Source organism: Corynebacterium sp. 045007 (assembly GCF_040743205.1).
GTDB lineage: Bacteria > Actinomycetota > Actinomycetes > Mycobacteriales > Mycobacteriaceae > Corynebacterium > Corynebacterium jeikeium_D.
On sequence record NZ_JBFLKW010000010.1, the window covers coordinates 18,875 to 43,923 of the forward strand.

Annotated in this window: 15 protein-coding genes and 1 pseudogene; 13 read left to right on the forward strand and 3 right to left on the reverse strand. The window is 65.9% G+C overall.

Annotation, left to right across the window (positions count from 1 at the left end; translation table 11 throughout):
* Positions 1–47 precede the first annotated feature (47 nt).
* Both AB1Z34_RS06480 and AB1Z34_RS06485 read right to left on the reverse strand, forming a co-directional pair.
* A complete protein-coding gene (locus AB1Z34_RS06480; RefSeq protein ID WP_048733924.1) occupies positions 48–1,694 on the reverse strand; it encodes a peptide chain release factor 3 in 1,647 nt (548 codons plus the stop codon).
* Positions 1,695–1,792: 98 nt separating this feature from the next.
* Complete coding sequence (locus AB1Z34_RS06485) at positions 1,793–2,686, reverse strand: Cof-type HAD-IIB family hydrolase (protein ID WP_367158090.1); 894 nt, start codon at positions 2,684–2,686, stop codon at positions 1,793–1,795.
* A gap of 183 nt (positions 2,687–2,869) precedes the next feature.
* Between AB1Z34_RS06485 and AB1Z34_RS06490 the strand changes: the two genes are divergently transcribed.
* Together AB1Z34_RS06490 and AB1Z34_RS06495 are read left to right on the forward strand one after the other, a co-directional pair.
* A complete protein-coding gene (locus AB1Z34_RS06490; RefSeq protein ID WP_016423222.1) occupies positions 2,870–4,321 on the forward strand; it encodes a glyceraldehyde-3-phosphate dehydrogenase in 1,452 nt (483 codons plus the stop codon).
* Between the two features lie 75 nt (positions 4,322–4,396).
* A complete protein-coding gene (locus AB1Z34_RS06495; RefSeq protein ID WP_367158091.1) occupies positions 4,397–4,645 on the forward strand; it encodes a hypothetical protein in 249 nt (82 codons plus the stop codon).
* A gap of 159 nt (positions 4,646–4,804) precedes the next feature.
* Here the strand turns inward: AB1Z34_RS06495 and AB1Z34_RS06500 are convergent.
* A pseudogene (locus AB1Z34_RS06500) lies at positions 4,805–5,561 on the reverse strand (transposase); the annotation flags it as partial.
* Between the two features lie 184 nt (positions 5,562–5,745).
* Here AB1Z34_RS06500 and AB1Z34_RS06505 point away from each other — a divergent pair.
* The 11 genes from AB1Z34_RS06505 to AB1Z34_RS06555 all read left to right on the forward strand — a co-directional run bounded on the left by AB1Z34_RS06505 (position 5,746) and on the right by AB1Z34_RS06555 (position 24,915).
* The gene (locus AB1Z34_RS06505) at positions 5,746–6,327 is read left to right on the forward strand and encodes an ECF transporter S component (protein WP_187400548.1); all 582 of its coding nucleotides are present in this window, start codon (positions 5,746–5,748) and stop codon (positions 6,325–6,327) included.
* Between the two features lie 107 nt (positions 6,328–6,434).
* Positions 6,435–8,636, forward strand: a complete 2,202-nt coding sequence (locus tag AB1Z34_RS06510) for an ATP-binding cassette domain-containing protein (RefSeq protein ID WP_367158093.1) — start codon at positions 6,435–6,437, stop codon at positions 8,634–8,636.
* A 174-nt stretch (positions 8,637–8,810) separates the two neighbouring features.
* Entirely contained in the window at positions 8,811–10,583 is a 1,773-nt protein-coding gene (locus tag AB1Z34_RS06515) for an AMP-binding protein (RefSeq protein WP_070429370.1), read from the forward strand.
* 10 nt (positions 10,584–10,593) lie between these two features.
* On the forward strand, positions 10,594–16,926 hold the full coding sequence (locus AB1Z34_RS06520) for a non-ribosomal peptide synthetase (RefSeq protein WP_016423216.1): 6,333 nt from the start codon (positions 10,594–10,596) through the stop codon (positions 16,924–16,926).
* Entirely contained in the window at positions 16,919–18,097 is a 1,179-nt protein-coding gene (locus tag AB1Z34_RS06525; protein WP_016423215.1) for a hypothetical protein, read from the forward strand. The genes AB1Z34_RS06520 and AB1Z34_RS06525 overlap by 8 nt, the downstream gene beginning before the upstream one ends.
* On the forward strand, positions 18,094–19,137 hold the full coding sequence (locus AB1Z34_RS06530) for an ATP-binding cassette domain-containing protein (RefSeq protein WP_016423214.1): 1,044 nt from the start codon (positions 18,094–18,096) through the stop codon (positions 19,135–19,137). Before AB1Z34_RS06525 ends, AB1Z34_RS06530 begins: the two co-directional genes overlap by 4 nt.
* Entirely contained in the window at positions 19,134–19,886 is a 753-nt protein-coding gene (locus tag AB1Z34_RS06535) for an ABC transporter permease (RefSeq protein WP_016423213.1), read from the forward strand. Before AB1Z34_RS06530 ends, AB1Z34_RS06535 begins: the two co-directional genes overlap by 4 nt.
* A complete protein-coding gene (locus tag AB1Z34_RS06540) occupies positions 19,883–20,620 on the forward strand; it encodes an ABC transporter permease (protein ID WP_016423212.1) in 738 nt (245 codons plus the stop codon). The genes AB1Z34_RS06535 and AB1Z34_RS06540 overlap by 4 nt, the downstream gene beginning before the upstream one ends.
* A 106-nt stretch (positions 20,621–20,726) precedes the next feature.
* Positions 20,727–21,410: a cyclopropane-fatty-acyl-phospholipid synthase family protein gene (locus AB1Z34_RS06545; RefSeq protein ID WP_016423211.1), complete on the forward strand. Its 684-nt coding sequence runs from the start codon at positions 20,727–20,729 to the stop codon at positions 21,408–21,410.
* Positions 21,407–23,185, forward strand: coding sequence for an ABC transporter ATP-binding protein (locus tag AB1Z34_RS06550; protein WP_016423210.1), 1,779 nt, complete (start codon positions 21,407–21,409; stop codon positions 23,183–23,185). Before AB1Z34_RS06545 ends, AB1Z34_RS06550 begins: the two co-directional genes overlap by 4 nt.
* Positions 23,182–24,915: an ABC transporter ATP-binding protein gene (locus tag AB1Z34_RS06555; RefSeq protein WP_016423209.1), complete on the forward strand. Its 1,734-nt coding sequence runs from the start codon at positions 23,182–23,184 to the stop codon at positions 24,913–24,915. The genes AB1Z34_RS06550 and AB1Z34_RS06555 overlap by 4 nt, the downstream gene beginning before the upstream one ends.
* Positions 24,916–25,049 lie beyond the last annotated feature (134 nt).

The following is a 25,049-nucleotide window of genomic DNA, read 5'->3' on the forward strand; positions in this document are numbered from 1 at the left end:
GGAAGCTCAACCGTTTGGCTCAATGTTGGTGAAATCTCCTTAAAACTCTAGTCCGCGACCAGCGTCTCGAGCGTGAACTCCGGGTGCTCCTTCTCAATGAAGGACAGCTTCCACTTGTCGCCGAAGAGGGCGATGAGGGCGCCGTCGGAACGCGTGAAGATCTCAACGCCGCGCTGCTTTGCCAGCTCAGGCGCGGTCTCTTCGTCCGTGCGGCGGGCGACGGAGTAGGGGATGGGCTCGGCGATGGTCTCGACGTTGTACTCGTTTTCCATGCGTGCCATCATGACCTCGAACTGCATCGGGCCGACCGCGGCCATCACCGGGGCGGCATCGCCGCGGGCATCGTTGCGCAGAATCTGCACCACGCCCTCGGCATCGAGCTGATCGACAGCTTTGCGGAACTGCTTGTACTTGCCCAGGCTCTTGGCGCGCAGAGTGCGGAAGTGCTCGGGCGCGAACTGCGGCATCGGCTTGAATTGAACCTTGCGGCCCTCGTAGATCGTGTCACCCGGCGCCAGTGAACCCGCATTGACCAGGCCGACAATGTCGCCCGGGTAAGCCGTCTCCACGGTCGAACGTGTCCGGCCGAAAACGGTCAAAGCATACTTTGTGGAGAAAGTACGTCCCGACTGCGCATGCGTGACCTGCATGCCGCGGTCAAACTCGCCAGAGACAACGCGCATGAAGGCCAGCTTGTCGCGGTGGTGCGTATCCATACCCGCCTGCACCTTGAACACGACGCCCGAAAAATCATCCGTCGGTTCGCGCTTTTCGACGATAGCCCCCTGGCCGCCAGCCGCTGCAGCGGCAACGGCAGCCGGGTCGGACTCGCGGGCACCAGGTGCCGGAGCCAGCTCGCAGAGAGTGTCCAGGATCTGGTGGACACCCCAGTTCAGCATGGCGGAGGCGAAAATCACCGGAGAGGTGTCGCCAGCGAGGTACATCTCCTGGTCGTGGTCAGCGCTATCGGCGGAGAGCAGCTCGGACTCCTCGGCTGCCGTCTCCCAGGCGTCGCCCTGCTCTGCGGCGGCCTCATCTGGGGTGAGGTGACGCTCAGCGGCAATAGTGGCGCCACCGGCAGTGCGCTCGAAGCCGATGAACTGCTTGGCTTCGCCGTCCTCACCACGCTCCAGCAGACCGCGGAAGTCGCCGGCCTCACCAACTGGCCAGTACAGCGGAGTCGGTTGCAGTCCAATCTCCGCGACAATCTCATCCATCAACTCCAGGGGAGCCTTACCCGGGCGGTCCCACTTGTTGATGACGGTGACGATGGGAATTCCGTTGGACTTACAAACCCGGAACAGCTTCAACGTCTGAGGCTCGAGACCCTTGGCACCGTCGACAAGCATGACAGCGGCGTCGACAGCGGTGAGCACACGGTAGGTGTCCTCGGAGAAATCAGCGTGACCAGGCGTATCGACGAGATTGATCATGTACGGCTCGCCGTCGTGCCCCTCTGGCTGGTACTCGAACTGCAGCGCGGAAGAGGCAATCGAGATGCCGCGATCCTTCTCCATGTCCATCCAGTCGGACACAGTCGACTTGCGGCCGGCCTTGCCGTGGACAGCACCGGCTTCGTTAATGACATGAGCATGCAGCGCCAGCGCCTCGGTGAGCGTGGACTTACCGGCATCCGGGTGTGCGATGACGGCGAATGTGCGGCGGCGTGCGGCTTCTTCGGCGAGAGTGGTCACAGGGAAACTACGCTTTCCTTAAAAAGAAAATCGGAATAAGGGAATCGGGTTCAACCTTTCTAACTTACCGCTCCAGTGGGGTAAGGGGTCAATTGCAGTTAGAGGTTGAACAGCTCGCGCAGCGTCGTGATGACGCCTTCCTCCGCGTTCGACGGTGCGATGTCGGTGGCGCGGCGTTTGATTTCCGGGTGACCGTTGGACATGGCAAACGAACGGCCTGCGTGGTCGATGAGCTCGAGATCATTCAGGTAGTCAACGAAGCAGACAGTTTCGGCAGGAGAGACACCTAGGGCCTCCTGCAGGGCGGCGAGTGCCGTGCCCTTGTTGGTGTTGGCATCGATGAGGTCGACCCAGTGGGCACCGGAGACTACCGCGCGCAAGTGCGAGCTTTGGGAACGCAGGTAATCGGCCGATTCCTCTTCGACGGAGTAAGGATCAAAGGCGGCAATTTTGACGATGCCGTCCTCGGCGGCAGCGGCGATGACATCATCGACCTTCTGCAGCTTCAAGTAGTACTTGGCGGCCTCGTCGAACTGCAGCTGCTGAACTTCCTCCGGAATATTGAAATGCGGCGGGAAAAACTCCACGTATGCGCTGGCAGCGCCGCAGATAATAACCGACAGAGGAGTGCGACCCGCGGCCACACGGTTGTCGTTGAACTGGCGGATCGCGTGCACCAACTGGGTGACGATGTCGTGGTCGATACTGGTAACCGAGACCACCTCGCCCGCATCCGCGACGTAGTTGCCGTTTTCCGCAATGATTGGGATGCGGTGTGCAATGGGGGCGAACTGGTCGGCCAGAGTTGCGTACTGGCGGCCCGACGCGGGAGTGAAGTGGACACCGCGGTCGAGCAGCTCGGTGACTACCGGCCAAAAGGACTCCGGGATTTCCTTGTCTTCATTTAATAGAGTCCCGTCCATATCCGTGACTACAAGGCGGTATGGCGGCTGGCCGGGAGATTGCTGCTGGATATCCAGGGGTTCCGTCATGGCTCTTATTCTAACGGGTAAGTAGGGTTCATTTTTCTTCCTTGGGGTGTCTCCCAGGGGCTCCCCCGATTGGGTGAAAGCTGGGCCACAATACGGGGTACCCAGTTGAGGACGATAGCCGTTGAATAGCGTGTGCGGGGTATTTTGAGGGGGAACTCATACTCATTTAAGCCAGGAGGATTTATGTCGGATTCGGCCCCCATCAAGCGCAATGACTGGAATGAGCGCATCAGCCTTGCAGAGCAGATGATCCCCCTCCTGGGACAACTGCGTCGCAACAACGATGTCGTGACTTCAATCTTCGGCCGCCGACTGGAAAACGTTACCGAGACCGGCATCATTAAGTCGCACCGCTACGCCCGTCGCATCACCTCGCAGGAGCTGCCGCTGAGTCAGACCCTGCCGATTCTGCAGGAACTGGTGAAGATGGATCTCGGCACCGCCTCCATCGACCTGGGTGCCCTGGCTACCAGCTTCGAAGAGGAAGGCGGCGAGCTGCGCGCATTCCTCGAGCGTGAGCTTGCCGACGTCATCGGTGCCGGGACACAGACCCCGAAGACCGACATTGTCCTCTACGGTTTCGGCCGCATCGGCCGTCTGCTGGCTCGCATTCTGCTGGCTCGTGAGGCACTGTTCAACGGCCCGCGCCTGCGCGCTATTGTGGTTCGCCAGAATGGTGAGGACGACATTGTCAAGCGTGCTTCGCTGCTGCGCCGTGACTCCGTCCACGGTGCATTCGACGGCACCATCTCGGTTGACCGCGAAAACAACATTATTTGGGCAAATGGCACCCCGATTCAGGTCATTTACTCCAATGACCCGGCAACTGTTGACTACACCGCCTACGACATTAACGATGCGATTGTCATCGACAACACCGGTCGTTGGCGTGACCGCGAGGGACTGTCACAGCACCTTCAGTCCAAGGGTGTTTCCAAGGTTCTGCTTACCGCGCCGGGCAAGGGCGATGTGAAGAACATCGTCTACGGAATCAACCACAACATCATCGAGGAATCTGACAACATTTTGTCGGCAGCTTCCTGTACTACCAACGGCATCACCCCGGTGCTGAAGGTCGTCAATGACAAGTGGGGTGTCGAGTTCGGTCACGTCGAGACTGTTCACTCCTTCACCAACGACCAGAACTTGATCGACAACTTCCACAAGGGTTCTCGCCGTGGCCGCGCAGCCACCCTGAACATGGTTCTCACTGAGACCGGTGCCGCAAAGGCCGTCGCCAAGGCTCTGCCGGAGTTCGAGGGCAAGCTGACCGGTAACGCCATCCGCGTTCCCACCCCGGACGTTTCCATGGCGGTGCTGAACCTGACCCTGGACACTGAGGTCGACCGCGACGAAGTCAACAACTACCTGCGTGAGGTTTCCCTCAAGTCCGTCCTGCGCCAGCAGATTGACTACATCCACTCCCCAGAAGTGGTTTCCACCGACTTCGTCGGCTCCACCCATGCTGGCATCGTCGATGGTCTGGCTACCATCGCCAACGGTAAGCACCTGGTGCTCTACGTCTGGTACGACAACGAGTTCGGTTACTCCAACCAGGTCATCCGCATTGCTGAGGAGATCGCAGGCGCTCGTCCGCGGGTCTACCCGAAGCGCAAGCACATCGACGAGCTGTAAGTCGGCGGTCCTGGGCTCGAGCTGCTGAGCCCTCGAAGGCCCTCTTCCCCCTCCTAAGCCACGGGGGTTGCGGCGATGGGGAGGGCAGGGGAGGGGGACGGGAAGATTTTCCTGTCCATCGACGACGACCTGGATTCCGCGTATGAGCCGTTCGAGTTGGTGAGGATTGTGATCCTGCCGGAACTGAGCGACGAGGATCTGGTTTTCGGCCTCCAATTCCGGGCCTCCGGCGACATCGAGCACGGGCGGGGGATGAAGATTCGGGAAAGTGATTTCGGGATCGTCGAATACGGCTCGGCGGAAGTGGCCCTGTTCGGCGCCTAGGTGGCGGTGTCCGGCCGCCACTCGGTTCCAATCCGCGTGGGGCCCTATGTGGATTGTCAATAGTCAGGCGAGACTTTCACGTACATCGTATGGGAGGGGTGTAGCCATGACTGATCGCCGGGCCGCATCGTGCGGGCCGGCGGTGATCAGCGCAGCGGCCTACGCAGCCGTGGCGATGGTTCTAGCAGGGATTTCTCGGAAGAACTCACGCCGAGTCAACAGGGCATAGATGACGTTGCAGCGGCTTCGGGCAAGCCACATCACCGCGGCATTGTGCTTCTGTCCTTCAGCCCGTTTACGCAGGTAGTAGTCGCGCGATGCGGGATGGCAGTGCGACGCGATCCACGCCGATCGAAACATCGCGTTTTTCAACTGTTTTTTGCCGGCCCTGGTGGGAAACTCGCCGCGGACCGACGTACCCGACTGCCGGGTGGTCGGCGTAAGCGGCTAAGTGTGCGGCGTCGGCGAAGTCCTGGCAATCGCCGATGGACAACACGATGTTAGAGGCGGTCTTGATGCCTACGCCGGGCATCGACATCAAGACCTGGGCAATAGGGAACGATTCGAGCATCTCCTCGACTTGTCCGGCAATCGTGTCGCGCTGTGCTTGAAGCGCTTTGATGTTCGCCGCCAGCTGGGGAATGACCAATTCTGCTGCCGCAGTGCCGGGTACCGTGACAGTTCGCTCGGCAAGGGCGGCGAAAATTGCGTCAACCAGGGCAGCAGGGTCCTTCTTGGCGCGGTTGCGCATCCACTTCAGGACCCGGCCTCGACCTGCGGCGGCCAGTTTTGTCGGACCTTCGTAGTGGATGAGCGCGTCCAGCACCAGCGTGCGGGAGAGAATCTCGCCTGCAAAGACGCGCTCGAGTACGGGGCGAATCTCTGTGAGCACGCTGGGAAGGCGGTTTTTCGTTCGGGGGGGGGGCGGGGGTAACTTCAGTAAATTGAGCCTGGCGTAATCCGATAAGCATTGCCTAACCTAATACTGTTTCAGGTGGTGTTCGCGATCGGGAATCGGCAACGGAAGCGAGGCGGCGACGATGAACGGAAAACGTGGATCGACCGGAGAACCCCTCTCCGGAGGGGGAGCCGGGGACGCGGTGGCGTCGCAGACGGATGACGGGCGGTTGGTGCACGTCGCACCGGTCGCAGCTGGTGGCCGACCATCCACCCGCGACATGCTCGTCGCCGCCGCGATCGGCGTCGCGGGGTCTCTCATCATCGTGCCCCTGACCTACCTGCAGGTGTTCGCCGGCATCGCCCACGTTTATCTCGTCGCGGCGACGCTCGGGCTGTGGTTCCTGCAGTGCGTTGTTCCCCTCATCGTCGTCCGCAAGCCTGGCGCGAGCCTTATCGCGTGCCTTGCCATGGGCGTCGTGTCCGCGGCGACCACCCCGTTCGGCGTCGCCGCAATCGGGGCGCTGACTATGGAAGGATTGCTCATCGAGCTTCCGTTCATGGTCACCCTGTACCGGCGGTGGACGCGTCCCCAGTTCGTGGCGTCGGCGATGTTGTTCTCCGCGCTGATGGGAACGATGGCCCCGCGCGCAGTCGGCGTCGACTCGCCGACCACGCCCATGACCCTGATTAGCTTCGCCGTAGCCTTGGCATCGAGCCTGGTGTTTTTGGTCCTGGGCTTTGCCGTCGCAAAGGGGCTTCGCAGCCGCGGAGTCACCCGGTGACCGGCGGAGCACCCGCGTGCGCCGGTGCGACACGCGGGACGGCCCCGGCCCGGTTACGGGTTAGTGGCGCGGGCGTCCGGCACGCCGATGGGCGATGGGCACCCGACATGGTGGATCTCTCCTTCGATTTCGGCACGATTAACGCCATCACGGGACCCGTGGGATGCGGAAAGACGAGCCTGGCCCACCTCATCGCTGGACTGATCCCCTCGCACATCCCCATCGACCATGCCGGATTCGTGCACATCGTCGATGCCGACGGCACCGAACGCCCCGTGGACGGGGACCGGGTCACCTTCGTCGGGCAAGACCCGTCGACGCAGGTGCTCACGCTCCGAGTCGTCGATGACGTGTCGATGGCCCTCGAGTTTTCCCTCGTGGAAGCCGGCATCGTCGCCAAGCAATCAGCCGAGGCCCTATCGGAGCTCGGGCTGTCAGAGCTCGCGGAGAAGGATCCGTGGGCTTTGTCGGGTGGGCAACGCCAGCGGATGGCCATCGCCGGTGCTGTGGCCAGGGCGCCGGAGGTCATGATCTTTGACGAGCCCGCGGCCCACGTTGACGAGGACGGTCGTCGGTCGCTGTTCGCCGCCATCCGTGATTTGCGGGCCCCGGGGCGCGTTATCCTGCTCATCGAGCACGACCTCCGCCCGTTCGACGGGTGGGTCGACACGGTGACAATCCTCGATGCGGACGGGAGCGTCGCCGCGCACGGAGCACCGGAGGGCATCGCGGTGAAGGGCATTGCGACGTCGGCCGCGCCCGCCGGAGCGCCGGACGCCAGTACGCCGGGCACGGGGGCGCCGGACCGTCCCGATTTGGAATCGGAGGCGGATGCCGTTCCACTGCTGGCCTTGACCGGAACCCACGTGGCCCGAGGCGGGGAGAGGATTCTGGACGGGGCCGATCTGACACTGGAACGGGGCGAGATTCATGCCCTAGTCGGCGCCAACGGAGCCGGTAAGTCCACCTTGCTGGCGGTGCTGTCAGGCCAGATGAAGGCGGGAGCGAACTTCCGGATCGACGGCGCGTCCGCCCGGCGCGTCCCCGACGCCTTCGCGTCGTGGGCGTTCCAGAACCCCGAGCACCAGTTCACCCGCGCGACCGTCGCCGCGGAAATCGACTCCGCGCTGGCCGGCACGGACCCGCACGGACCACTCGGCGCCGATGAGCTGCGGAAACTGCGGGAAGCCCTGTGCCCCAGGGCACTTGACCCCGTCTCGCCGTTCGTCCTGTCGGGCGGACAGAAAAGACGGTTGGGCATCTTCCTGGCGGTGGCGGCCAATCGCCGTTTGCTGCTTCTCGACGAGCCGTTGGCGCACCTGGATTCGCCGAGCTCGCGCATCGTACTGGATGCGCTAGCGGAATACGCCGGGGCCGGCGGAACCGTTGTGTTCACGTGCCACGACCGCCGTGTCGCGCGAACGTGGGCAGATAGGGCGAGCATCGTCGCCGAAGGGAAGGTCGCCTGGTCCGGTCCCGCAGCCGACCTGCCGACTTCCCCGGAGTCGTCCCGGCGGGATCGCCCACTGCCCGCGGCCGGCGCACGGACGTCCTTGGACGAAAGCCCCTGGACCAGTGAATCCGCCGCTCGAAGGCGCGCGGGGTTGAACGCCATCACGATTGTCGCGGCGGTGATGTTCGTCCTCGTCGCCGCGCTGCTCTCCGGCGGAGACGCCGTTCTCGCCCTGACGGTGGTCGCGTTCCTCGCACTCGCTGCGATCGCGGAACGCGACGTTCGGGCGACGGCGGGGAAGGTCCTTCTTGTCCTGTTAATCGGGGTGTTCTTCGGCCTGCTCGGGTGGCGCTCCGAGTTCTACGGAGATGGGGATGCGTCGGAAGCCGTCCGCCACGGCATCCATCACGGACTGCTGTTGATGGCCGTGTTCGCGGGGACGGTCCTGGTCTCCGCGTGCATGCGCGTCGAGGAGCTTTTCGACGCCATGGTGCAACGCCTCCGGGTGCCCTACACATGGTGCACCATAGCGATTTCCGGGGTGAGCATCGCAGCGTTCCTGCGCAGTGAAATCCCCCAGCTGACATGGGCGATTAGATTGCGCTCGATGCGACCGGAGCAGTCTTTCCGCTCCGGTTTCATTCGCGCGACGACGCCCGCGCGCATCGCTTTCCCGTTGTTCGTCAGCGCCGTGCGCTGCGCCGAAAAGCTGTCCCTGACCCTGGCGATGCGCAACTTCGGCCTCTATCCGCGGCGTACCTTCCGCACCGATCACCCCTGGCGAGTGCGTGACGGGTTCGCGGCCGCAGCGTCCGCCGCGGTCTTCGTCGCCGCCCTGGTGTCCGCAGTGACTTGACGGGCGCCTGGAACCGGCGGGTCCCGGGCCCGCGAGCGTTTCTGAGCTTGTGCGGAGACGCGCCCCACCCAGTTGCTTCACCCTTTCAACCCTTCAGACACATCCTCCGGGTCACGCCATGCGGGCCCGGTCCGCCCGGCACCGGCATGGCGCCGACAACCGAAAGAGGTACCAATGAACACGATCCGGACCATCAGCGACGTGCTTCGGGACAAGGCCGATGAGACGAAAAAGGGGATCACCTTCGTCGAGAATCGGCGGGACGTCTTCGTCCCGTATGGCCGGGTCCATGCGGAGGCGGTGGCGGCTGCGACTCGGTTGGCCGAAGCCGGCATCGGCCCCGGCGATCGCGTGATCTTCCAGGTTTCGGAGAACCGCGGGCTCATCCGGGCGTTCTGGGGCTGCGTCTACGCCGGCGCGGTTCCGGCGCTTGCGCCGCCGGTGTCGGGCCCGGTTGACGTCGACAGGGTGCGGACGCTCTCGGACATGATGCCCGGGGCCCCGATCCTGGTCGACGAACGCAGTTACACGCTGCTCACCGGCGCAAACGGTGCCGTGGTCGTGGGCGAGGACCGGCTGCTCGACGTGTCCATCGTCAATGACGCTGCCGCGGAACCGGTTGCGGCGATGCCGGGTGATGCTGAATCGGACTTCTCTCAGGCGGGTGACGTGGATTCCGGGGATGGCGCCGGGGCGGTCCCCGCGTTCCCGGTGCGAGGTGGGACGGCAGGCGAAGCCCTCATCCAGTTTTCGTCCGGCTCCACGGGATCGCCAAAGGGCGTCATCGTAACCAACGAGTCCGTGCTGAACGGTCTGCGCGCGACGATCCCACGCCACGCGCACCGGTACGAGAACAAGATGCTCACGTGGCTGCCTTTGACCCACAACCTTTCGCTGATCGGCTTCCACGTCTACGCCCTTTTTCGTGGGTACGACCAGGTGTTGCTGCCGGTTTCCGAGGTGGTCGCCGATCCCCCGAGGTGGTTCGAGGCCGTGACCAGGCACCGGCCGACGGTGACAGTGTGCCCGAACTTCGCGTTCAAGCATTTCCTGCGCCATCTCGAGCGCCGGCCCCTCGGGGATGACCACGGTTACGACTTCTCCAACGTCCAGAAGCTGATGAGCGGTTCTGAGCCCATCGACGCTCCATTGGCCCGGAAGTTCCTCGCGGCGATGTCCGCCATGGGCCTCCGGGAGGATGCCCTGACCTCCGCCTACGGAATGTCCGAAGCTTGCCTGCTGGTCACGACCCGGGATATCTACTCGGGTCTGTCCACGGTGCGACTTGACCGGACGGGCATCGCCACGGGGCAGCGTTTCGAGGACATCGAGAGCGAGTCCGGAGCTGAGTTCGTCGCCTTGGGCAAGGCCGTCCCGGGGATTTCCTTGACCATCCGCGATGACGGGGGCGGGGTCCTCGGCGACGGCACCGTCGGTGAAATCCACATCGCCGGCGCTCCGATGACCCGCGCCGCGATCACAGCAGAGGGGATCGTGGAGCACGAGCTCACCGATGATGGGGCGTTCGCAACGGGGGACATGGGCATTCTCCGCGACGGCGAGTTGTTCGTCCTCGGCCGGAAGAAGGACATCATCTTCGTCAACGGCCGGAATTACTATTCGGCTGATTTGGAAGCCGTGCTGGAGAATGTGCTTGACCGCGATGTTGCCGTTCTCGGCCGGAGCAACCCAGCCACGGGCGAAGAGGAGATCGCCGTGTTCTTGGCCAGGCGGACCCCGACCGATCGTAAGGCCGACGATGCGACCGGTGCCGGGCAATCGGACGGGGATGAACCTCCGATCGATGAACAGGCGGTGGCCCGGTCCGCGACGACGGAGCTGATGCGCGTCGCCGGGGTGCCCGTCTCCAGGGTTCTGTGGGTCGACGAGCTGCCCGTCGCGTCGAACGGCAAGAAGCTCCGCCGCAAGCTCGAGGCTCTGCTCTGAGGCGATGACGATGACCAATGAAACGATCGCGCCGGCCGTCGCATCTACCGCCGTGGGAAGAGCCCGCACCGGGGCCCGAGTCGCCCCCGAACGGCTGTCGGAGTCCATCGCCGACGCCATCGGCGTGCACCTGGATTCGGCGGACGTGAAACTCCGCGACCACATCCCGAACTCCCTGACTTTCCTCCAGATGCTGCTGGCGCTGGAGGACGAGTACGGGGTCACCATCGATTACGCGGCGATGGACCCCGGGGTCACGGTCGCTGATTTGGCGGCCGTCATCGACGCCGCCCGGGGTGGCGCTGATGCCGGATCTGCCGCAGGCGCCGCTGCCGGGGCCGATCCCGCTGTAGCGACGGGTGAGTCGGATGACGGCTGTGCCGGCAAAAATGGGGCTGGTTCCGCGGATGCGGTCCCGCTCAATCCAATCCAGACCGCCTACCTGCTCGGCGCGGACGAGGACATCGAGCTTGGCGGCCAAGCGACGTACATCTACGCGGAATCCCGGCACGACTATTCGTTGCCGCAGGTGGAGGAGGCCGTGCGGGCGGTCTTCGGGCGTCACGACGTGCTGTTCCATCGGCTCGACGTCGATGCCGGGGTCTTGAGCCCGACCGGCGCGTGCCTCGCCACCGTCGAGGTAGTCGGGTCCGGCGACGATATCGACGCGGCGGTGGGGGAGATCCGTCGGGACATGCGAACCGCGGCGCGATCGTCGAACGAGGACGGTCCCATGGTCGCCGCGAGGCTGCTCGCAGATGCGGGCGGGTGCAGGATGTTCATCTACTTCAACATGATCGTCATGGATGCGGGTTCGGTGTACCTATTCTTCGACGAGCTCGAATCCCTGCTGGCCGGGGAGCCGCCGGCTCCGGCTTCCAGATATGGGGATGCCCTGGCGGCAATCTCTGCGCGCCGGCGCGACGGGAAACGGGCCGAGGACCTCGCCTACTGGGAGAAGAAGGCCGCAGATCTGCCGCGGCGTCCGGAGTTCCCGGCGGCCGTGGGGGGTGGCGACGATTGGTCGACCCGGCGCTTGGGCACGGTGCTTGACGCGGAGGTCACCGCCAAGCTCAGCGAACGTGCCCACCGCATTGGAGTTACCCTGTCGTCGCTGGTGATGGCCGTCAACGCCGCCGTCGTCTGCAGGTGGCTGCCTGAATCCGCGTTGACGGTCAACGTGACTGTCAGCGAACGCAGCGGCCTCGCCGCGGGCACGAGGGTGATGGGAGATTTCACTTCATCGATGCTTGTCGGCGTCGACGCCGGGAGAGCCGCGACCATCGACGGGTTGGCGGAGGCGATCGACCTGGACATCCGCGAAGGGCTGTCCCACCGCTGCGTTTCCGGTGTGGAGGTGCTACAGCGATTCCTCCGGGACGCGGCCAATCAGTCCCAGGCCACCGCTCCGGTGGTGTTCACCAGCTACCTCGGCGGCGAGCGGGGAAGCGGGCGCAGCCCGGTCATCGAATGCATCTACACGCAAACCGCGCAGGTGTGCCTCGACATCCAGGTGATGCCGGCATCGGGCGGGATGGCGTTGTCGTGGGACGTGGTCGACGATTACTTCCCTGCGGTAGATGCGATGTTCGGAGCCGTTGCGGAGGCCCTGGACGTGGTGGCGGACGGGGGAGAGGCTCTGCCCATCCGTCATGCGGAGACGGAGGGGGCCGTCGCCCGCTACAACGACGCTGCGGGCCCGATCCACGATGACACCCTGGTTTCGCTTGTCGAAGCCGCATGCGCGGCGACTCCGGATGCGCCGGCCGTGCGCCTCGCCGCCCGGGGCATCTCGTACACCTACGCCGAGGTCTGGGCCAGGGCCGGACGCATCGCCCGCCAACTCTCGGATTCCGGCGTCGGGGCGGGGGATGCGGTGATCGTGCGCTACACCAAGCATCCCGACGACATCGTCAACATGGTCGGCGCATTGCGTGCGGGAGCCGCATTCGTGCCTGTCGACGCGGGCATGCCGGCCCAGCGACAAGAATACGTAGTGGAAGCCTCAGGTGCGGCGGGCCCGATTCTGGACACCGGCGTGATCGATGAACTGGACCAAAGCGGAGTAGAGGGCGTCGGCAAGCCCGCAGCCGCGGAAGTCTGCGACCGCGCGGGCAGCGCGGGTGCGCACTCTTCGCCCGGCACTGCCCCTGACGACCTTGCCTACGTCATCTTCACCTCGGGGACCACGGGCCGGCCAAAGGGTGTGCGGATCAGTCATCGCAACTGTATCAACACCATCCTCGACGTGAACCGGCGGTATGGGGTCACCTCCGCTGATTGCATTATCGGATTGTCGTCGCTGGGATTCGACCTGTCGGTCTACGACGTGTTCGGTGCGTTCGCGGCAGGAGCGACGGTGACGATGGTCGGAGACGAACGCAACGCCGATGAAATCCTCGACGTCTTGCGGGAAGAGCGGGTCACGCTGTGGAACTCCGCGCCCGCCCTGTTGGAGCTCGCCCTGGTCCGGGCGACGGACGACGACGTGTTCCCGGATGTGCGCACCGTATTGCTCAGCGGCGATCGCATCGCAGCGGGGCTTCCGGCGCGCGCCATGGACATGTTCCCGAACGCGTCGATCAATAGCCTGGGCGGTGCGACCGAAGGAAGCATTTGGTCCATCCAGTACCCGCTGCAACGCGACAGCCTGGAAAACCGCATTCCCTACGGGTACCCGCTGGCGAACCAGGGCATCCACGTGCTCGCTCCCGACGGGGTGCATTGCCCCGTCGGGGTGCCGGGGGAAATCCACATCAGCGGCCTCGGCGTCGCGCAGGGGTATGCGGCCGATCCGGAGCGGACCGCTGCCGCCTTCGGGTATGTCCCAGGCATCGGTCGCTGCTACCGGACCGGAGACGTGGGCATGTTCAACGCGGAGGGTTTTGTGGAATTTCTCGGCCGCCGCGATCGTCAGGTGAAAATCGCGGGCTTCCGCGTCGAACTCGGAGAAATCGAATCGGTCCTCGAGCGGTCCGGCCTGGTGACCGCGTCGATGGCGGCGGTCGTCGAATCGGGCGATCGGGGACTACTGGCGTGCCTCTACGTTCCGGTGGACGATATGACCGGCTCGCGGGATGCCGTCCGGGCCGAGCTTGCCCGATGCTTGCCAGCGTACATGGTACCGACGGTCCTGCTGCCGGTGGCGCACCTGCCCGTTACCGTCAACGGGAAACTGGACCAGGAGGAAATTCGTAGGCACGTCGGCGCCGCGGGCGGCGGGGCAACGGCCGATGGCGAGGTCGCCGGGGCGGGGGCCGGAGCCGTGGGCTCGGCTGGTTCCGTCGCCGACCCCGGGGCGATCGAGTTGGTGTCCGGAGTCTTCGACGAGATTCTCGGGGAAGCCCCGTCGACGGGTGCCGCGGATTCGGCGTGCGGCGCGGGAGAGTCCTTCTTCCGCCGCGGCGGCGATTCCCTGCAATTCCAGGTTATGATTCGCGCAATCCGGCAGAAGACGGGAGTCCGGCTCCGTTTCCGCGACGTCATCGTCGACCCGACCATCGCGCACATCGCCGGCCTTGTATCGGAGGCCATGCGGGAATCCGGGGCCGAGTCTGAAGCCGTCGCCGAGGCAGTGCCTTCCCCCGATTGTGCCGTCGGTGCCGGTTCAGCCGCAGGAGGCGCCCGAGAATGCTCCGCGAGTGCCCACGGAAAGGATCCGGTGGAACAATTCGGGGATGACCCCCACGCGCCGTTCCCCTTGACTGACATGCAGAAGGCCTACTACGTTGGCCGGAACTCTGGGTTCGAGCTGGGCGGCGTCACCGAGCACTACTACATCGAATCCGTCACCGAACCCGGCACCGACATCGATCGCCTGGAAGACGCCCTCGACAAGCTAATCCGCAGGCATCCGATGCTGCGCGTCGTGTTCACCGCACAAGCCACGCAGCGGATCCTGCCGGAGGTTCCGCGCTACCGTATTGATGTCGCCGACTACCGGACCGCCGATGAGGCGACCGTGGTCGAGGCGGTGCGGCGCAAGCGCGATGAGCTGAGCCACCAGGTATTCGATCTGGGCAGCTGGCCCTTGTTCCATCTGTCGGCGTTCGCGCTCCCGGACGGGCGGCACCGCCTGTTCTTCAGCGTGGACATGATCATCGGAGACGGGGCGAGCCAGCGGATTTTCATCGACGACCTGGACAAGCTGTACCGAGGAACGGAGCTTCCGCCCGTCACTGGCGACTACCGCACGTACGTCTTGGAGATGAAGCGTCGGGAAGCTTCGGCGGTCGGGCGGGGCGAAGAGACGTTGACTCGGACGGTGGTCGAGGAATTCCCGCCCGGCAACACCCTTCCATCAAGCGGTGCGGCCGCGGACGTGGATGTGCCGCGGATGCGTCGCCTGTCGTACACGTTCACCGCTGAGGAAACCGCACTGTTGCGGGAAAGGGCCAGCGCCGCCGACGGCAGCGTGTCCGCACTGCTTCTCGCCTGCTATGCGACGAGCCTGTCGCTGTGGTCGAAGGGGGATTCGGTCGGCATCAACATCACCACGTACAACCGTGATTCCGAAATCGCCGACGTCGCCGGCGTCTTCGGTGATTTCACCGGCGTCATTCTGATGCCTGTAAAAGCGGCCGCCGACCATGATCTCCGTTGGTGGACGGCGGAACTGCGCAACCGGCTGCTCGGGCACATGGCGGCCGGGTACTCCGGGGTGTCGTTGCTCGGCACCATCGCGCGCCACCGGGGTCTGCCCGTCGGACAGGCCATAGCGCCGTTCGTGTACACCTCGTTGCTGTTCGGCGAGGGGGCCGCGGCAGGCGATGGCTCGGGCAAGGATGCCCACGTCCTGGGAGACGTCGATTACGCCATCTCCCAGACTCCGCAGGTGCTGTTGGACAACCAGGTGATGGAGGTCGACGGGCGTATCAACGTCGCCTGGGATTTCGTCGAGCAGATCCTGAAACCGGAACTGGTGGAGGACATCTTCGACCATTACATCAGGTCGGTGTCGGGCTTCGCCGGGGGCTGCCCCGAAGCGGCGCCGCTGAGCGTCGGCCAGGTTCGGCACCTGCGCCTGGCGGTCGGGGGCACTTCTTCCGGCGGTGGGGTGATCGACGACGGCGTCGCGGGCGTGTTATCGGCAGAGCGCGACAGGGCGGGCGCGATCTCGAGGATCGCATCCGGGGACCTGATGGGCCGAGTTCGCGGATACCTGACGGTCATCACTGGGATAGTCCGGGCCGACCTCGGCGGCGCCGAAGCCGGCGCGGACGACGACCTGTTCCTCCTCGGCTACGACTCCCTGGGATTCGTGAAACTGATGCAGCGGATCCAGGACATCACCGGGGCGTCGGTGCCGCTCGCGGAAGCGCTGGCCAAGCCGACGCCACGTGGCGTGGCAGAGCTCGTCGGCCAGTCGACGACCACGCCGACCGACCGGCGGGACGCGGATGATCCCGGCGCGTCGGCCGCGGACCGTTCGCTGGTCCTATTGCGCAGCGGTGATGAGGCGCGCCCGATCTTCCTCGTCCACGGCGGATTCGGCACCGTCGACATCTACCGAGACCTGGCACTCGCGATCCCCGGTGGCGGGCAGGTGTGGGGCGTCGGCTTCGCGGAGTTCGAGAGACCATTCCCCCACGCTATCGGCATCGGCGATATCGCGGCCCACTATTCGGGCCGGGTCCGCGAGGTGCTCGTCGACGGTGCCGCCCCTGCGATCGTTGGATGGAGCCTCGGCGGCACCATCGCGGCCGAGATGGCGCTCCGTTTGGCCGATCTCGATCCTGCGCTGGTGTTTCTCGACAGCCTGGCTCCGGGGATCGCGGTCGACGTCGGGGATTTCGACGCGGAATCCGAAAAGGGGCTGCTGTCCCGGGTGATGCCCTCGATCGCCGATCTCCCGCACGGAACGCCGGTTGCCCGCCTCTGGGCGGAGTTCGGCGGGGTCGACGAGACCGATGAGGAACGAGGGGCCCGCCTGCGTGCCCTGGCCGCAGCGGTCGCACCGACGCTCCTGGAGGACCTTGGGCTTTCCGGCGACCGGGTGACAGCGACGGAGTTCAACTCGCTGCGCTCGCTCATCGATGCCCGCACCCGGTACCGGCCCGAGGGGCGGGTGAGGGAGGCGCTGTTCGTTTTCCCCGATGACGGCGAGGCTCACAACCACGACCAGTGGCGGGACCACCTCGTCGATGACCTCTGCGTCGCCGGCGTCGCGGGAAACCACTATTCGTTCGTCCTCGGAGAGGATGCCGCGCTGACTGGGGCTCTCATCGGGGAGTACATCGAACACCGGCGCCGGGCGCCGGAAACGGACGACAGGGCAGTGGACCCGTCGTCCGATGGAATCGACCGGTCGCGGGACCGGGGAAACGAGATGGAAAGTGACTGATCGACGAAACGGCGGGGAAGCACGGGACCGCGACGCGGGCGAACCTGTGAAAGTGCTGGTGGCCGGAGGTACCGGCGTCACCGGACGGCTCGTCCGGGGGATGCTCGGCGCCGTCGACGGGATCGAGCTGGCCTACACTTCCCGAAAGAAACCGGACGATGGCCCGGGGCGGCACTTCCCGCTGAGGATCGCCGCCGGCCACAACGAGATCTGCAGGGTATTCCGCAAACACGATTGGGTGGTCAACTGCACCGGCCCGTTCGAGGTGCACGCAGACTCACTCGCCCGTGCTTGCATTGACTCAGGCACCGGATACATCGACGTCAACGATTCGATCGACGCCCGCCGCGCAATCATGGCCCTCGACGGGGATGCCCGGCGGGAGGGGGTTACCGTGCTCACCGGGTTCGGCCTGTGCCCGGGCTTGTCGACGGCACTGTTGATTCTCGGGGCCCGCGCTGCGGGGGCCGAAGAGGTCCGCGATGTGCGGGTCGATCTGCGAATCGGCGCCGACCAGGAATCCGGGGCCGCGTCGGTCGAGTCGATGTTCCGGACCATTCGCGGCGGATACCGCGCGATGCTCGGCGGCGCCATTGTCGAAGTGCGGCGCAACCCGGTGTCGTCGCAAAGCGGAATCGGCTACGAATGCCCGGACGTCGACGTCGTACGCGAGGTGTGCCCCTCGATCCGTGGATATTCCTACCACGTCGCCTTCGATGCCCTCCCCGATGCGTTGGTGGAGAAGATCTGCACGTCGAGACTGTACGCGATGCCCGTTGTCTCCGGTCTGCTCGCCCGTCTCGGGGCGGCCGTGACATCGCGGAAGGCGCGGGCGAAGGGCACTCCGCAACCCGCCGAGCTGGTCGTCGTACTGTCGTCCGCCGGCGCGGGCGATGCGGGGCCGTCGGCCGAGACGACCGTCGTCCGGGCGACCGGCCCAGGTTCCTACAAAATGACCGCGGCGATTGCTGCCGCCACCGTTGTGGCGGTGGCGGGGAAGCCGGTCACGCCGGGGTGCCGGGATCTCGTCGGCCACCCCCGGCTCCTCGAACCGGTCCTCGCCTTCGCCCGCGATGCGGGCATCCATATCGAGGTGCCGCATGACAACCCGACCACGGGGCCGCTGCCGACAGCGGCCCACTGCGATACCAAAGAAAAGGGGAAACGATGACGGAGAAAGCTGAACGAGGTGCGGCGATCGTCGTCCGCAACCTCACGAAGAGCTACCCGATTGCGGGCAAAGCGGGCACCGCGCCCGAAGGCGGTGCAGGTGCCCCGCCGGACGGCGGGCGTAAGGGAAAGCGCGGTGCCCGGATGCGCAAGCATGTGCTCGACGGCGTGAGTTTCACCGTGCCCGCCGGGGCGATCGTGTCGTTCCTCGGCCACAACGGCGCAGGCAAGACCACTCTCATCCGAATCCTGTCGACGCTCATCACCGCAGACTCCGGCGAGGTGAGCATCTTCTCGCGCGATGTGAAAGAGGATCCGGCGGGCGTGCGCGCCGACATTGCCACCACCGGCCAATTCGCGGCGATCGACGAGAACCTCACCGGCCGGGAGAACCTGGAGTTCTTCGGGCGGCTGCGCGGACTCGACCGCGCCGACGCGGCCGCCCGCGCGACGGAACTACTCGCGCAATTCTCGCTCGCAGACAGTGCCTCGACGTTGGTGTCGGCCTATTCGGGTGGCATGCGGCGGCGCCTCGACATCGCCGCGTCGCTGTGCGTCGTGCCCAGGCTGCTGTTCCTCGACGAACCCACGACGGGGTTGGACCCGGTCAGCCGCGAAGAGCTGTGGGGCTTCATCCGGCAGCTGCGGGACGACGGAATGACCCTGGTGCTGACCACCCAGTACCTGGAAGAGGCGGAGGCGCTGGCAGACCACGTCCATCTGCTCAAGGACCGACGCATCGTCGCCAGCGGAACGCCGGAGGAATTGCGCCGCGACTTCGGGTCGCACGTGCTCCGCGTGTCCTTCGCCACCGCCGCCGGGGCGGAGGCGTTCGCCCGCTGCCTCGGGGGAACGTGCCTGGACCGCGCCCGCGTCGCGGGGAAGTCGGTGTCCCTCGACGTCGACCCCGGGCCACGGATCCTCGAGGCGGTGGCGCGGGCGATGGAGGCCTCGGAAGCGTTGCCGGATTCGCTGAGCGTGTCGCCGCCCACCCTCAACGAGGTGTTCATATCGATGAACGCAGGGGGTGCGGCACGATGAGTGCGACGTCGGTCGCGGCGTTTCTCCGTCGGGATCTGCTGCTGTTGCGACGCAACACCGCGTCGCTGATCTCCATGTTCGTAGTTCCGCCCCTCTTCCTGCTGTGCCTGTACGCGGTGTTTGGGTACTCGGCGGGGCAATCCGGCTTCGGGTACCTGCGTTTCGTGCTCGGCGGCTGCCTGTTCCAGGCGGCGATGTTCACCGCCGCGGCGTCGGCGATGGCGGTGGGACAGGACGTCGAATCCGGGCTTGTTGACCGCGTGCGCGTGTTGCCCGGGGCCACAGGCGGCTATGTCGCCGGCAGGCTCGCCACCGATTTGCTGCGGATGTCCGCGTCGATCGCGGCGCTGCTGGTCGTCGCGTGGGCCTGTGGACTCGACATGGCTGTCGGTGACGTCGCGTGGACTGTCCTGTGGTCGCTGCTCGCCGCGGCGGTCCTGTCCCTGGTCACGGACGGGGTGATCCTGATGGTGCCCGCCCCGGTGTCGACGGCCTCATCGATCCAGGCGCTGGAAATGCTGCTGCTTATGTTCTCCACCGCGTTCATTCCGGCGACCGCTTTGGACGGCTCCCTGCGCGACGTCGTACGTCACATGCCGTTTTCGCCGATGATCGAGGTGATCAGGGCGGCGTCCCCGGACGCCTTCCCGGATAGCGCCGGGGAAGAGGCAGCCCTGTGGCTCGGCGTCGCGGTGGTCGCCGGAATCGTCCTGTTCATCCGCCGGTTCACCTCGAGGAGCGAATCATGATCGACGCCATCTTCGTGCATTTGCGGCGCATCGCCCACATTTGGCTGCGGCGCCCCGACTTCTGGTTCATGACGTTCATTGCTCCGCTCGTGTACCTGTTCATCGTCAACCGCATGTTCGGTGGCCTGGTCAGGCAGCTCACCGGAGAGTTCGAACTCCGGAACGCGGTCATCCTGGTCGTGACGGCGTGGGCGTTCATCCTGGCCATCACGGGATCGTCCACCGTGTTCGTTGAACGCAGCAATGGCTTCCACGAGCGGTTAATCACCATGCCGTCACCGTACGCGGCCGTGCCGGCCGCACGGATTATTGCCGAGTTCATCCGGATCATGGCGATGACGGTCGTCGTCGCGGCGGTGGCCGCCTTGCTGTCCGACGGCCTCCCGGAGGTGTCCTGGTGGTGGAGGATCGCGGTGACCGGCGCGATGGTTGCCGCGGCGGCCGCATGCACCGGCACGTACATCGCGTTCTCCATCACCAGCCCCCAGGGTTCCGTGGCCCTCATCCCGTTAATCATCGTTGCGATGTTCGTCAACACGGTGCTCATGCCCGCCGACCACTTCCGTCCTCTCCTGCGCGGAATCGCCGGGCACACCCCCGTATCCGCGGCCGGCGAGGCCGTCAACGGCACCGGGGCTGCGGGTCTGGTGGTCTGCGCGGCCTGGTTCTTAGGCATCGCCGTGCTCGCGGCGTGGGGCATCGCCGTGAAAACGAGGCCGGGGGAGGCTGCATGACGGGCACGTCCACGGGGGCGGCGCCGCCGACGACGGCCCGCGAACCCGAGCACCTAACCCGAAACCGCCGCGTGGACGCGGCCCACACACCCGGAGACAGAACCAGATGAAGTCGATTGCCCAGATCGTCCAGAACAACCGCAGACTCCTCGCGGCCTACGAGGACAAGGTCCAGCCGAGGTTCCTCAGCCGCTATGCGCGTGAACCGATGGACGTCGCCGCCGTGTATCGGAAGCTCCGTGCGCTGGATCCCGGGCCGGATGCGCCAGCCCGGGTTCTCGACCTCGGTTGCGGAACCGGGTGGCTCGCCCGCATGCTTGCCGCCGAGCCTCGCTATCGCAGGGCGAACATCGTCGGCTACGACCTGTCGCCCAATGCGATCCGCATCGCCCGCGAACGCGCCGCCGTCGAAGGGCTCGGGGCCCGGACGGAATTCCACGTCGCCGACGTCCTCGCGCCGCTCGCGGGAGAGACCGGCGGGGCCGATGAAATCTGGGTGTGCGGCGCGCTCCACCAAATGAAGGATGCGGGTGCCGCGCTCGGCAGGGTCGCCGGGCTGCTCGCCGACGACGGCATCGCTTACGTGCAGACGTTCGCCGAGGATCCCGACGTGAACGAGCGGGTCGACATGGCCATCATGGCGAAGATGGGCCACCGGGTGTTCCGGGACAGCGAGCTCGAGGACCTCGCCGAAGCCAACGGGCTGAAGCTGGGCGGAGCCTCACACGCCGGCATGGTGTACTTCTGTACTCTCACGAAGAAAAGCGCAATCGGGGAGGCGGGCAAGTGAGCGCCGTGGACGGGACTGTAGGCCCGTGGTCGCTGCTCGCCCCGATCCGGACCCGGATGCGTGCGGTGGTCGCGTTATCCGTCCTGTCGTCGGTGGCTACCGTCGCTTCGCTGGTCGGCATCATCGACATCGCGATGACGTACCCGGAGGCCCCGGAGCATCGGACGTGGTTGGCCGTGGCTGTCATTGTCGTCGCCGCAACGGTGCGCATGGCCGCGGACGGCGCCGCCGGCATGCTCTCGCACCGGGCGGATAACGACCTGCAGCTCCACCTTCGGCGCCGGCTGGTCGCCCAAATCCGGAAGTTGCCGCTGGGCTGGCTGGACGCCCGGCGCTCGTCGGGAATCATCGGGTCGGTTGAGAAGGACGTCGCGGCTGTCCACCAGCTCATGGGCCACACCGTCGGTGAGACCGTGGTGGCGGTGCTGGTTCCCCTGCTTTCCCTCATCGCGCTCGTCGCGGTGGATTGGCGGATCGCGGCGGTGGCGGTCGTCCCGGTGCTGGTCACCTTCGCCCTGATGGGTGTGATGATTTCGCGCGGAGCCGGTCTTCAGCGCGACTACGAGCGAGCCTCCGAAGGAGTGACGGCCGCGGTCATCGAGTTGGTGCGAGGTATCTCAGTGATGAAGTCCTTCGGACGCGCCAACCAGGGCGCGGGTCGCTACGATGCCGCGGCGCTGTCGTTCGTCCGTGCGTGGTCTGCCTGGTCCCGGCAGTCGAACATCTATCTCGGGGTCATCGACGTGGTGACGTCCCCGATTACAGTCCTCGCAGTGGTGTGCGGGGCCGGCCTCGCTCTGAGGGACGCCGCGGGCGGCCTACCGGAGGGGCTCGTCGCCGGGCTGGTTCTCGGCCTTGGACTCTCCGCGGCGATCGTGCGGGTGGCCATGAACTCCGAACCCATCATCGCGGGGATCGCTGCCCTGAAGTCCATCGCGGAGGTGCTGGGCACGCCGCCGATCGTCGAGCCCGCCGATCCGGTGCCCGTGCGCGGAGGCGCGCTCGAGGCCCGGAACCTGGTCTTCGCCTACGGCGATGGGCCGCGGGTCCTCGACGGGATGTCCGCGACGTTCGAACCGGGGACCCTCACTGCGCTGGTGGGGTCCTCCGGTTCCGGAAAGTCCACCGTCGCCCGGCTGTTGGCGCGTTTCTACGACCCCGTTGAAGGCTCGGTGCTGCTGGGCGGCGCCGATCTTCGCGACATCGCCGTGCGCGACGTGCACCGCTCGGTGTCGGTGGTGTTCCAAGATCCGCAGTTGCTCACGCTGCCGTTGCGGGAGAACATCCGGCTGGCCAGGAGAGACGCCACCGACGGCGAAATCATGGCGGCCGCGAAGCTCGCGAACCTCGATGCGGTCATCGCGGCGCTGCCGAAGGGCCTGGATTCGGTGGTCAACGTCGACGTGACCTTTTCCGGTGGTGAGGCGCAGCGCGTGGCCATCGCGAGGTCGATCGTCACGGACGCGCCGGTGCTCATCTTCGACGAGGCAACCGCTTACGCGGATCCGGCTTCCGAGGCCCTCATCCAGTCCGCAATCGAGCGTTTGGCCCGTTCACGGACGGTGATTGTGATCGCGCACAGGTTGAGCACGATCCGAAACGCCGACCGCATCCTCGTTCTCGATGGGGGAGCGGTCGCGGAGGCGGGTACCCACGACGAGTTGCTTGCGCGCGGTGGCCGCTACCGGGATTTGTGGCGCGCGTTCGCACTCGACGACGAACCATCCGCCCCGCGGGGCACTGAATTAGACGATGAAAAGGCGGGGAACCGATGATTCGGGACTTGTGGTCGATGACGGATCGGCGCTCGAGAATGACGCTGGCGTGGCTCATTGCGTTGGCCGCGCTTGCCGCGCTGGCTCAGGGAGCGGCGTTCGTCGCGCTGCTGCCGCTGCTGTCGGCTCTGGCCGAGGGAGATGATGCGACGGCGTGGCGTTTCACCGGCGTCATCGCCGGCCTCGCGGCCGCCCATGCGGTGCTGTCTCTCGCCGCGGGGACGGTCGGCAGGGCGAATTCCGCAGCGGTGCTGTCGTCCCTGCTGCGTTCCCTGGGCGAACGCGTGCTGACGTTGCCACTCGGGTACGTCACCAAGTCCACGGCCGGCCGCTTTTCGGAGATGGCATCGTCGGGTATCGCGTTCGCGGCGTCCGTGCCGCACGTGATCCTGCGGCCTGTCATCGCCGCGGCGGTTGCGCCGACCGTCATCGCCTTCGGAATTCTGGCGGTGGATTGGCGCGTCGGTTTGGTTCTCGTCGCGTCGGCGCCGGTGATCTTCTTCGCCTACCGGGCCATTGGTCGGGTCGGCGGGGAGTCGGACGAAGCGCATGCTGACGCCGTCGCTGCCGTCTCCGGCAGGCTGATCGAGTTCACCCGCTGCCAGCAGGCGATTCGCGCCGCGGGCGACGGTTCGGCGGCGGACGCGATGGTGGATGAGGCAATCCGGGCCCAACACGATGCGTTCGCGAAGGCGACGTCGACGCAGGGGGCGGCCATCGGACGACTGGGTTCGGTCGTCCATGCGGTGTTCACGGCGGCGGTGATAGTCGCCGTGGCAGTCGCCGCGACGGGCGGGATGGCGCCGGCGCATTTGGCGCCGATGCTCATCGTGGTCGTCCAGTTCACCGGACCGATCACCACGGCGGGAGCGTTGTCCGGCGGTTTCGGTGCGGGCCGCAACACGTTGGCTGCGTTGCGTGACCTGCGGGCAATCCCCGCCCTTCCCGAACCTGCCGCACCGGAGCTGCCCGACGGGCATGACGTGGAGTTCCGCGACGTGAGCTTCGGGTACGGGGATAAGAAGGTTCTCGACGGCGTCAGCTTCCGTGCCCCTCAGGGAGCGCTGGTTGCCGTAGTGGGACCGTCGGGGGCGGGCAAGACGACGGTCATGCGGCTGCTGTCGCGTTTTCATGATCCGGACTCGGGGGAGGTCCTCATCGGCGGGGTACCCTTGCCTCGGATTGGCACCGACGGCGTGAACTCGCTGGTGACCCCGGTGTTCCAAGAGACGTTCCTTTTCGACGCGTCCGTGCGGGACAACGTGGTCTTCGCCGATCCCGGATTCGGTTCCGAGCCCGGTGACGGGGACCGCTTGCGCGAGGCCGCCCGGCGTTCCGGGGTGGACCGCATCGTGGAGCTGCTGCCTTCCGGGTGGGATACCCCGGTGGGGGAGGAGGGGACGCTGCTGTCGGGAGGCGAGCGGCAGCGCCTCGCCATTGCCCGGGCGCTTCTGAAGGATTCCCCGGTGGTGCTTCTCGACGAGCCGACGTCCTCGCTGGATGCGGCCACTGAGCGGGCGATCGTCGGCACGATGGAGGCGTTGCGCGGCGATCGCACCGTGATTGTCGTCGCCCATCGCCTGCACACCGTTCGCGATGCCGACCTCATCGTCGTGCTTTCGGAGGACGGGACGGTCGCAGAACGGGGCACGCACGATGAATTGCTGGCGAAGGGCGGCCGCTACGCCGAGTCGTGGGCGTGCCGGACGGGGAGCTCCTCGGGCGCCTGATCCTCATCACCTGGTCGATGCCCTCACGGGCGCCCTGCCGCAGCTTCCCGAATCCCACCGCCAGGCGCTCGGTGGACAGAGCGAAAACGCCGACGAAAACGCCGAGCAGCACGAACACCGACGAGCTCTAAAGA